Origin of the sequence: Mesorhizobium sp. M0772 (genome assembly GCF_040320135.1) — a bacterium.
GTDB lineage: Bacteria > Pseudomonadota > Alphaproteobacteria > Rhizobiales > Rhizobiaceae > Mesorhizobium.
This window is the reverse complement of record NZ_JAMYPB010000057.1, coordinates 24,732-34,974: the sequence shown is the minus strand read 5'-3', so window position 1 is coordinate 34,974 and position 10,243 is coordinate 24,732. Positions and strand designations below refer to the sequence as shown.

Annotated in this window: 7 protein-coding genes and 1 pseudogene; 5 read left to right on the top strand and 3 right to left on the bottom strand. The window is 63.0% G+C overall.

Annotation, left to right across the window (positions count from 1 at the left end):
• Nucleotides 1–195 precede the first annotated feature (195 nt).
• The 3 genes from NKI06_RS26850 to NKI06_RS26840 form a co-directional block, all read right to left on the bottom strand.
• Nucleotides 196–1,413 carry an MFS transporter gene (locus NKI06_RS26850; protein WP_352543512.1) on the bottom strand — a complete coding sequence of 406 codons (1,218 nt, stop codon included), beginning with the start codon at nucleotides 1,411–1,413 and terminating at the stop codon, nucleotides 196–198.
• Nucleotides 1,414–1,470: 57 nt separating this feature from the next.
• Nucleotides 1,471–2,907, bottom strand: a complete 1,437-nt coding sequence (rpoN, locus tag NKI06_RS26845; protein WP_352543322.1) for an RNA polymerase factor sigma-54 — start codon at nucleotides 2,905–2,907, stop codon at nucleotides 1,471–1,473.
• A gap of 69 nt (nucleotides 2,908–2,976) precedes the next feature.
• Nucleotides 2,977–3,510 (bottom strand): peroxiredoxin, encoded by a 534-nt coding sequence (locus tag NKI06_RS26840; protein WP_352987639.1) that lies wholly within the window; start codon nucleotides 3,508–3,510, stop codon nucleotides 2,977–2,979.
• A 1,629-nt stretch (nucleotides 3,511–5,139) separates the two neighbouring features.
• Between NKI06_RS26840 and NKI06_RS26835 the strand changes: the two genes are divergently transcribed.
• The 5 genes and pseudogenes from NKI06_RS26835 (at nucleotide 5,140) to NKI06_RS26815 (ending at nucleotide 10,204) form a co-directional block, all read left to right on the top strand.
• Complete coding sequence (locus NKI06_RS26835) at nucleotides 5,140–6,342, top strand: cytochrome P450 (RefSeq protein WP_352561361.1); 1,203 nt, start codon at nucleotides 5,140–5,142, stop codon at nucleotides 6,340–6,342.
• A 91-nt stretch (nucleotides 6,343–6,433) separates the two neighbouring features.
• Nucleotides 6,434–7,723, top strand: coding sequence for a cytochrome P450 (locus NKI06_RS26830; RefSeq protein ID WP_352513575.1), 1,290 nt, complete (start codon nucleotides 6,434–6,436; stop codon nucleotides 7,721–7,723).
• Nucleotides 7,707–7,850 (top strand): annotated as a pseudogene (locus NKI06_RS30950) (ferredoxin); the annotation flags it as partial. The gene NKI06_RS26830 and the pseudogene NKI06_RS30950, both read left to right, overlap by 17 nt.
• A gap of 168 nt (nucleotides 7,851–8,018) precedes the next feature.
• Nucleotides 8,019–8,861 carry an SDR family oxidoreductase gene (locus tag NKI06_RS26820; RefSeq protein ID WP_352987638.1) on the top strand — a complete coding sequence of 281 codons (843 nt, stop codon included), beginning with the start codon at nucleotides 8,019–8,021 and terminating at the stop codon, nucleotides 8,859–8,861.
• Nucleotides 8,861–10,204: a cytochrome P450 gene (locus tag NKI06_RS26815; protein ID WP_352561359.1), complete on the top strand. Its 1,344-nt coding sequence runs from the start codon at nucleotides 8,861–8,863 to the stop codon at nucleotides 10,202–10,204. The genes NKI06_RS26820 and NKI06_RS26815 overlap by 1 nt, the downstream gene beginning before the upstream one ends.
• Nucleotides 10,205–10,243: the final 39 nt, after the last annotated feature.

Here is a 10,243-nt window from a genome sequence, read left to right as displayed (position 1 = left end):
TGGATGATCTGCGCGAGCACAAGAAGCTCGCTCTACGCCAAGCCGCATGACCAGTTTCATGATCGCCCATTTTGCAGAACTTGACGCACACAACCCCGTCGGGGCATCGCCCGCAAGCGGAGGATCGCGCCGCGCCGTGCATGCGATTGGACCTCTCGTCCCGCTGCGCTGCTGAGATCTCTCCTGTCAAGCGATCTAGGTTCCGCGCTTCGGGCCGAGCAGGAAAACTATGAGGGCAGCGACGAACGTGGCAACAGCGCTGTAGGCAATGGCGCTGGCGATCCCCGCATTCTCCACCAATAGCCCGCCGAAAATCGCGCCGGCTGCGATTGCCACTTGGAATGCTACGACCATCAGCACACCGGCGCTTTCGGCCTGCTCGGGAACGGCCCGCCGCACCATCCACGTCTGTAATCCCACCGGCACCGCGCCGAAGGCAAAGCCCCACGCGCCAACCGCAATCCCCGAGGCGAAGGCCGATGCTCCCGCCGTCAGTAGCGAAACAGCCGCTATCCCTATGAGCAGCGGTGCAAGGGCCGCGACTGCCTTGAGACTGTACTCGGCCAGAAGCCCGCCGGCCAAATTGCCGAAGAATCCGCCGATGCCAAAAGCAAGCAACACAAGCGAGATCGTCTCGACGTCAAGCGCGGGAATCTTTTCGAGGAAGGCGCGGATATAGGTGATTCCGGCGAAGTGGCCGGAAGCGACCAGCAGGATGACAAAAAGCGCAACCTTGACCATCGGAATCTTTGCCACATCCAGCAGGCTGCGGACGCTAGTCACTCCAATCGGAGGCAGTCTCGGAATGGTTATGAGCTGCACGAGCAGTGTAGCGACACCGCCGGCTGCGGCGAGCATGAAGGCGCTTCGCCATCCCCAGATATCGCTGACATAAGCGCCGATTGGAGCTGCGCAGACGGTAGCTACGGAAACGCCGGTGAGGATGATCGACATAGCGCGAGGCAGGAGGTGGCTTGGAACGAGTCGCATCGCCAGTGCTGCCGACATCGACCAGAAGCCTCCGAGCGCTATGCCGAGCACGACGCGTGCAGTCAGGAGAACCGCCAGCGACCACGCGCCGGCCGCCAGAACGTCCGACAGGATCAGCAGCAGCGTCATGGTCCACATTACGGTCCTGCGGTCCAGGCGCTTTGTGATGATGGCCACCGTCGGCGCCGAGATCGCCCCGACGATAGCTGTCGCCGTCATCGCCTGTCCAGCCGCTCCCTCGCTGATACCGAGATCATGCGCGAGGGGCGTGAGCAGGCTGACAGGCAGAAACTCTGCCGTGACCAGCCCGAAGGTGCCCAAGGAAAGCGAAATGATGGCACCCCATGCGGGACCAGACGGTGGGACAGGCTTTTCTGGGTCGTGCAGAACAGCGTTCATGACGCCTGCTGCGGATCGGGTCATGAACGAAGTCTCCACTTTGATGCAATGCAACGTGATGTAGGCTGCCTTGACCCAAATCTAAAAACACAAGCGCATTTCCCGGCGGCGTTGCACTGAGGAGGGGATGTTCATTGCTTCGCGATACTTTGTGACGGTGCGACGCGCAACATCAATGCCGGTTTCCTTCAGCCGGACAGCGATGTCCTCGTCGGAAAGCACGTCGCCGGGAGATTCTGCGGCAATGATCGCTTTGATCCGATGCCGGACAGCTTCCGCGGAGTGCGCATCGCCGCCTTGGCAGGACGCGATCGCGACGGTGAAAAAATACTTCAGTTCAAAAACTCCGCGCGGGGTAAGCATGTACTTGTTCGAGGTCACCCGGCTTACCGTCGACTCGTGCACGCCGATCGCGTCAGCGACGGTTCTAAGATTGAGAGGCCGCAGGTGGGCGACGCCATGTTCCAAAAAGGCATCCTGCTGACGCACGATTTCAGCCGCAACCTTAACAATCGTCTTGGCGCGCTGATCGAGGCTGCGGATTAGCCAGTTCGCGTTTTGCAAGCATTCGTCGAGAAATGCTTGATCTTTCGAATTTTGGGCAGTCTGACGCGTGACTTCGGCATAGTAGGTTTGGTTGATCAGCAGCTTCGGCAGCGTGGCGGGATCAAGTTCGATCTGCCACCCGCCTTGCGGCGAGGGCGTGACCCAGACGTCGGGTATGATTGATTCAGACGCACCGGATTCGAATCTGTTCCCAGGCTTTGGATCGAGCGCACGAACCTCATGCATCATGTCGAGAAGGTCTTCTTCGTCGACGCCGCAATGCTGCTTCAGCGCCTCAAAATCGCGTCGCGCAAGCATTTCAAGATGGGCAACCAAAGCTGCCATTGCCGGGTCGAGCCGGTTTCGCTGGCGCAACTGAATCTCGAGGCATTCTCTGAGACTTCGCGCAAAAACTCCCGGTGGATCAAATTGCTGCAAGGTTCCGAGAACCCGTTCCACAACAGCCTCATGGACATTTAGGTTCTCGGCCAGCTCCAAAAGGTTTGCCCGAAGATAGCCAGTGTCTTCCAGATCGGCGGCAAGCTGGCCAGCGATCAGCCGCTCCTGTGGTGTGAACGCAGTGAGGGCGATCTGACGAGCGACATGGTCGTGCAATGTTTCGGCGAGGGTGGCAAACTCGTCGAGGGAAGGGCCATTGCCCGGCGGGTTGTTGGTCGTGTTGCGAAGTGATTTCCATTGCCCGAGCCGTTCAGGCGACCCTGCCCCGGTCGGACCTTCAACGGCGTTTGCCCCAAAGCCGACAGGCTGATCCGCTCCCGAAATCGAAGCATCGTCAAAAGGCCCGCCATCGTTTGACGCAGATTCCAAGAGCGGGTTCTTCTCGATTTCCCCCTCCACGAACTGATGCAGTTCGGTATGCGCCAGTTGCAGCAAGCGAATCGACTCAATGAGTTGAGGCGATGCGACGATGGATTGCTTCTGGCGCTGAAACAGGCTTGCTGAAGATTGCATGGTGAGTGCGATAATCCTGTCGAGGAGCCTCTTGGGGCCTGCAATGGCGCCAGTGAGACGTTTTCTAGGTCATGCGGCGGCTTTCAGCGTTTCGAGAACGTTTTGCGGGGATGAAACGCCATACGGGTCGGCCTCGCAGTTGTCGGAGAAACCTTCCTCCTCGAACCAGTGCTCCACCACGCCATTGTTGATCAGGGCGGCGTAGCGCCATGAGCGCATCCCGAATCCGAGATTGTCCTTAGCAACCAGCATGCCCATCTTGCGTGTGAACTCGCCTGAGCCATCGGGGATGAGCTGGACCTGCTTCAGGCCCAAGGACTTTCCCCACGCATTCATGACGAAGGCATCGTTGACTGAGAGGCAGTAAATCGCGTCAATTCCCTGCTTCGCAAACTGATCATAGAGCTCTTCGAACTTGGGCAATTGGTAGGTCGAGCAGGTCGGGGTGAAGGCGCCAGGCAGCGAGAACAGGATGACCCGCTTGCCGGCAAAGTAGTCGTCAGATGTTTTTTCTTGCCAGCGATATGGATTTGGCCCCTGGACCGACTTATCGTGAACACGGGTGAGAAAGGTGACGAAGGGAACTTTCTTTTGAAATGTCATCAAGTTGCTCCTGAAGAAGACTGCGCTGAATTCTGGCAGAGGCTGGCGCAATACCGAGAAAAGGCTCGTATGCTCGGGCACGGAAGGACCTCGCGGCTCGCAACCTCCTTTTCCATCCCGACGTATGGGAACGTCCTGGCTGCTGGCCTTTGCCATCCGAACGCAATCGATCTGAGCGAGCTGGAGACCGTCGAGCCGCTTGCTTTCCACGGCTATGGCGCCGCAAACGGGATCGATCACTCGCGCTCGTGCCCAAGGAAAAGTGATAGCGGCCGGAAGTAGCCAATGTCGCAAGCATGTGCAGGCCTCAAAAGTGACTTTACGCAACAGACCCGCGTCACTGGACTGGTTCAGCGTGTTGTCGATATGTGGCAGTGACCCGCCGGCCTTGGCTTGGGTGACCCTTTGACAAGGCTTTTCGGCACTCACATGCTGAACAGAACCGGCAAACCGCATTTGCGCGCGCGGCCCGTGTTGGCGTGCCGGCATCGGACCAGCCATGCGCAAAGCGGCCACCCAGAACGGACTTCCGGAGGAGACGATGCCCCGATGTTCAGCTGGAAGGGGCACCGTCTCCTCAGGCCACGGTCTGGAGCTTCGCGTGTCGGCCATGGTGCAAGTCGCTTTCATCGTGATTTGATGGTGCTCTAACCAGGAGCAGCAAGCGGCGTGCCACTTGGAATAGAGGGGCTGTTGGACCGCCCCTCCTTCTCGGAGGCCGTGTCTTAGAAGATCGGGCGCGCGCTATAACCGCCTCGTCACACAGGCAACAACGATGCTGTGTGCGGATATTCGGCGCTTCAGCCCCGGCTGGGCAAAGACGAACCGGAAGCCGAGCCGATGCATTACCTGAGGCTGGAGGGCACTCCAGTCATTGCGTAACGTGTGGCGCTAGCGTTCATGGGCGCGCCGGCACGGCTATCGCGAACATGCGCCTGTCGCAGCGACCATTAGCGGGCGCTCTTGGACAAGCGCCTTGGCCCCGTGAGGATCGAATTCCCCAATCGTGTCTGTTTGCCGCCCTCTTATGTTCGAAACTGGGACCAGAATGTCGCAAGCCCGACCTAAAGGTCGCCGAGGCGTTCTGTCCGACACTGTTCCGTCGCCTTTGTTGGCCCGCGACACCGGCCTATTTCGCCTAGCTCTTCTCTGGCCTCAGGCTAAGCCCCTAAAAGCATCACAGATTTTTTTTCTTTGGTCGGCCAAATTGGCACGAGTTTTGAAGCACCTTCGTTGCGGGCCGGGAGCCCGACCGACTTCCATTCGTGAATGACACGAATGGAACGAAGAAAGAAAGCAAAATGTCAAATCCGCGTTGCTTAGCGTCTATGGGCAGAGGCCCCTCGGCGAAACCGCCCTACCCAACAGCTCGCCGCCCTTGTCGAACCTTGCGCAGGAAAGCTTGGCCGGCGGCGGCTCAAACGCCCACCGCGCCGACTTTATCCTGACCTCGAAGGTGCAAGATAACGTTCCGCATCTCGCCGCGCGATGTGCCTAGACAGTTACGCGTTAGCCGTTCTTGATTATCGGTCTGCCTTCGGAGGACGTCATCTATATGCCGTCTTAGGTCTTCGCTGCCGCAGCGCCCGCCGGTCACCTTCCGCCCTCGCTATTAAGTGAAGTGCCACCATGTCCGAACAACCCTTGCCGACGCTGCCGATGTGGCGCGTCGATCACATTGAGCCATCGCCCGAGATGTTGGCGCTACGCACCAATGGTCCGATCCACCACGTGCGCTTCCCGTCCGGGCACGAAGGCTGGTGGGTCACAGGCTATGACGAGGCCAAGGCGGTGTTGACCGACGCGGCGTTCCGGCCCGCGGGAATGCCGCCGGCGGCATTCACCCCGGATTCGGTGATTCTCGGTTCGCCAGGATGGCTGGTCTCGCACGAGGGGGGCGAGCATACGCGGCTACGCACGATCGTGGCGCCGGCCTTCAGCAACGGCAGGGTGAAGCAGCTCGCGCAGCAAGTGGAGGCGATCACCGCGCAGTTGTTCGAGACGCTGGCGGCCCAGCCCCAGCCCGCCGATCTGCGGCGCCACCTCTCCTTTCCGCTCCCTGCGATGGTCATTGGCGCGCTGATGGGCGTGCTCTACGAGGATCACGCCTTTTTTGCAGGGCTGTCCGACGAGGTGATGACCCACCAGCATGAAAGCGGCCCGCGAAGCGCGTCGCGCTTGGCCTGGGAAGAACTCCGCGCCTACATTCGCGGCAAGATGAGGGACAAGCGCCAGGATCCGGGCGACAACGTGCTGACGGATCTGCTCGCGGCGGTCGACCAGGGCAAGGCGACCGAGGAAGAGGCGATCGGCCTGGCGGCAGGCATGCTGGTGGCGGGGCACGAGAGCACCGTGGCACAGATCGAATTTGGCCTGCTGGCCATGTTCCGCCATCCGCAACAGCGGGAACGCCTGGTGGGCGATCCATCCCTGGTGGACAAGGCCGTGGAGGAAATCCTGCGCATGTACCCGCCGGGCGCCGGCTGGGACGGCATCATGCGCTATCCGAGGACCGACGTGACCATCGCGGGCGTGCATGTTCCCGCAGAGAGCAAGGTGCTGGTCGGCCTGCCGGCGACGTCGTTCGATCCGCGCCATTTCGACGACCCGGAAATCTTCGACATCGGACGTGACGAAAACCCGCACCTGGCGTTCTCCTACGGGCCGCACAGCTGCATCGGCTTGGCGCTGGCCAGGCTGGAACTCAAAGCGGTGTTCGGTTCGATCTTCAAGCGCTTTCCCGCGCTGCGCCTGGCGGTGGCGCCCGAAGAACTGGAGTTGCGCAAGGAGATCATCACTGGCGGGTTCGAGGAGTTCCCGGTGCTCTGGTGATGCGCGGACGCCACGAGGAATCGCGATGTCCTCGAATTGCCCGCGCGACTGCCGCGCGCCGATCAGATCAGCCAACCAACAGGTGACCAAGATGGACGTGCAAGAAACCACGGCAGCATGCCGGGACGCCTTCGCCGAACTCGCGTCGCCAGCGTGCATTCAGGACCCGTACCCATTCATGCGGTGGTTGCGCGAGCACGATCCGGTACATCGCGCGGCGTCGGGCCTCTTTCTGTTGAGCCGCCACGCCGACATCTACTGGGCGCTTAAAGCCACTGGCGATGCTTTTCGGGGGCCGGCACCAGGCGAACTGGCGCGCTATTTCCCGCGTGCGGCGACCAGCCTGTCGCTAAGTCTGCTGGCGTCCACTTTGGCGATGAAGGAACCTCCAACGCATACGCGTCTGCGCCGGCTGATCTCGCGCGATTTCACCATCGGCCAGATCGACAAGCTGAGGCCGACCATCGCTCGCATTGTCGCGGCGCGCCTGGACGGCATGGCGCCCGCGCTGGAGCGCGGGGAGGCAGTGGACCTGCATCAGGAATTCGCGCTGGCCTTGCCCATGCTGGTTTTCGGAGAACTGTTCGGCATGCCCCCGGACGACATTCTCGCGCTCGTCACCGGCATCAGCGCCATTCTGGAAGGCCTGAGCCCGCACGCCAGCGATCCGCAGCTCGCCGCGGGGGACGAGGCCAGCGCCAGGGTGCAGGCCTACTTCGGCGACCTCATACAGCGCAAGCGCACCGATTCCCGCCACGACATCGTGTCAATGCTGGTCGGCGCACACGACGACGATGCCGAGACGCTGTCGGATGCGGAATTGATCAGCATGCTCTGGGGCATGCTGCTGGGCGGCTTCGCCACCACTGCTGCGGCCATCGGCCATGCTGTCCTGGCGATGCTGGCGTATCCCGAACAGCGGCACTGGCTGAAGGGAGATGCCGTGGGGGTGAAGGCATTCGTCGAAGAAGCCCTGCGCTACGACGCGCCCGCCATGTTCAGCTCCATTCCGCGTATCGCCCAGCGCGACATCGAAATGGGCGGCGTGGTGATCCCGAAGAACGCGGACGTGCGCGTGCTGATCGCGGCCGGCAATCGCGACCCGGACGCCTTCGCCGATCCCGATCGCTTCGATCCCGTGCGGTTCTGCGGCACCAGTCCTGGCATGTCGATCGACGGGAAGATCATGCTGACCTTCGGCCACGGCATCCACTTCTGCCTTGGTGCGCAACTGGCCCGGGTGCAGTTGGCCGAAAGCCTGCCGCGGATCCAGGCGCGCTTCCCCACGCTGGCATTGGCCGAGCAGCCGACCCGGGAGCCCTCCGCGTTCCTTAGGACGTTCCGCGCGCTGCCGGTGCGGCTGCATGGGCAGGAGGGCTGAGATGCGCGTCGTGGTCGATCAGGATCTGTGCGGAACTACCGGGCAGTGCGTGCTGACGCTGCCGGGCACCTTTCGCCAGCGCGAACCGGACGGCGTGGCCGAAGTGTGCGTGGCGACGGTCCCGCAGGCGCTGCACGCCCCCGTGCGGCTTGCGGCCAACCAGTGCCCGGTCGCCGCCATTCGGGTGATCGAAAGCGACGCCGGCCATGACGAGCGCGCCAGCGCCGACCCTGCGCCTTCTCCGGCGCAGGCCGAGCGGCATGCCGCGAAAGAACAATGCAATTCAGGAGGCACGATGGGACGGTTTGAAGGCAAGGTGGCCGTGGTGACCGGCGCCGGCGCCGGCATCGGCAAGGCATGCGCTCTCGCCATCGCGCGCGGGGGCGGCAGAGTGGTGGTGGCCGACATTGATGGCTCGGCGGCCATCGCCTGCACCGCGCAGATCGCGGCCGAAGCAGGCCACGCGCTGCCCATAGCCATGGATATCGCCGATGAGCAGGCGGTGGCAGCGCTGTTGGAGACGGCGGAGCGGCACTTCGGGGGGGTCGACCTGCTGGTTAACAATGCGAGCGCCATGCATCTGACCCCGCGCGACTGCGCGATCCTCGACCTGGACCTGGCAGTGTGGGACCAGACCATGGCGACCAATCTGCGCGGCACGCTGCTCTGCTGCCGGCAGGCCATCCCGCGGATGATCGCCCGCGGCGGTGGCGCGATCGTCAACATGTCGTCGTGCCAAGGGCTCAGCGGTGACACGGCGCAGACGTCCTATGGCGCGTCGAAGGCGGCGATGAACATGCTCTCGGCTTCGCTCGCCACCCAGTACGGTCATGCGCAGATTCGCTGCAACGCGGTTGCGCCGGGTCTTATCATGACCGAGCGTCTCCTCGCCAAGCTGGACGAGTGCATGCAACGGCATCTGCGCCGGCACCAGCTCCTGCAGCGCGTCGGCCGCCCCGAGGACGTGGCCGCGCTCGTGGCGTTCCTGCTCTCCGCCGATGCTGCGTTCATCACCGGCCAGGTCGTGTGCATCGATGGCGGCATGCTGGCGCATGTGCCGACATACGCGGACGGTGGCAACAGCTGCGCCGCGCGCCCTGCCGGCGACACCGAATCGGCGACGGCGGCGCGCTGCTGATGGACATGCTGCTCAACCCGCTCAACCGTCGGCACCGGCTGCGGTGCGACATCCCGGTCATGCCTGGCGCTTTCCCCCTGGTCGGGCATCTTCCCGCCATTGTCTGCGACCTGCCGCGCCTGCTGCAGCGAGCAGAACGGACCCTGGGCAGCCACTTCTGGCTGGATTTCGGCCCTGCCGGACATCTGATGACCTGTGTGGATCCGGACGCTTTCTCACTGCTCAAGCACAAGGACGTGTCCTCGGCGCTGATCGAAGAGATCGCGCCCGAATTGCTTGGCGGAACGTTGGTTGCCCTGGACGGCGGCGCGCACCGGCAGGCGCGCGATGCCATCAAGGCAGCGTTCTTGCCCAAGGGACTGACCCAGGCCGGGATCGGCGACCTGTTCGCGCCCGTCATCCAGGCGCGGGTGCAGGCGTGGCGCGCCCGCGGCGAGGTAACCATCCTGCGCGAAACCGGCGACCTGATGCTGAAGCTCATCTTCAGCCTCATGGGAATCCCCGCGCAGGACCTGCCGGGATGGCATCGCAAGTACCGGCAATTGCTGCAGTTGATCATCGCGCCACCGGTCGACCTGCCCGGATTGCCTTTACGGCGCGGCCGCTCCGCCCGCGACTGGATCGACGCGCAGTTGCGCCGGTTCGTCCGCGATGCGCGCGCGCATGCCGCGCGCACCGGGTTCATTAACGACATGGTGAGCGCTTTTGACAGCAGCGACGGTCCGCTCTCCGATGACGTCCTGGTCGCGAATATTCGCTTGCTGCTGCTTGCCGGTCACGACACCACTGCCTCGACGATGGCCTGGATCGTGATCGAGCTGGCGCGGCAGCCTGTGCTGTGGGACGCCCTGGTCGAGGAGGCGCAACGCGTGGGCGCGGTGCCGACCCGGCACGCGGACCTGGCGCAGTGTCCGGTCGCCGAGGCGCTGTTCCGCGAGACACTGCGCCTGCATCCGGCGACCACGCTCCTGCCGCGTCGCGCGCTGCAGGAATTGCAACTCGGCCAACGGCGCATTCCCGCGGGCACCCACCTATGCATCCCGCTGCTGCATTTCTCGACCTCGGCGCTGCTGCACGAGGCGCCTGATCAGTTCCGCCTGGCGCGGTGGCTGCTACGCACAGAACCGATGCGGCCCGTGGACATGCTGCAGTTCGGTACCGGCCCACACGTCTGCATCGGCTACCACCTGGTATGGCTGGAAATGGTGCAGTTCTGCATCGCCTTGGCGCTGACCATGCACAAGGCCGGGGTGCGGCCGCAGTTGCTGAGCGACGTCGAAAAAGGCCGGCGCTATTACCCGACCGCACATCCGTCCATGGCAATCCGCATAGGCTTCTCATGAGCTGGCGTCGCACGCCCTGTGTGCCAAGGCAGCGGCGCC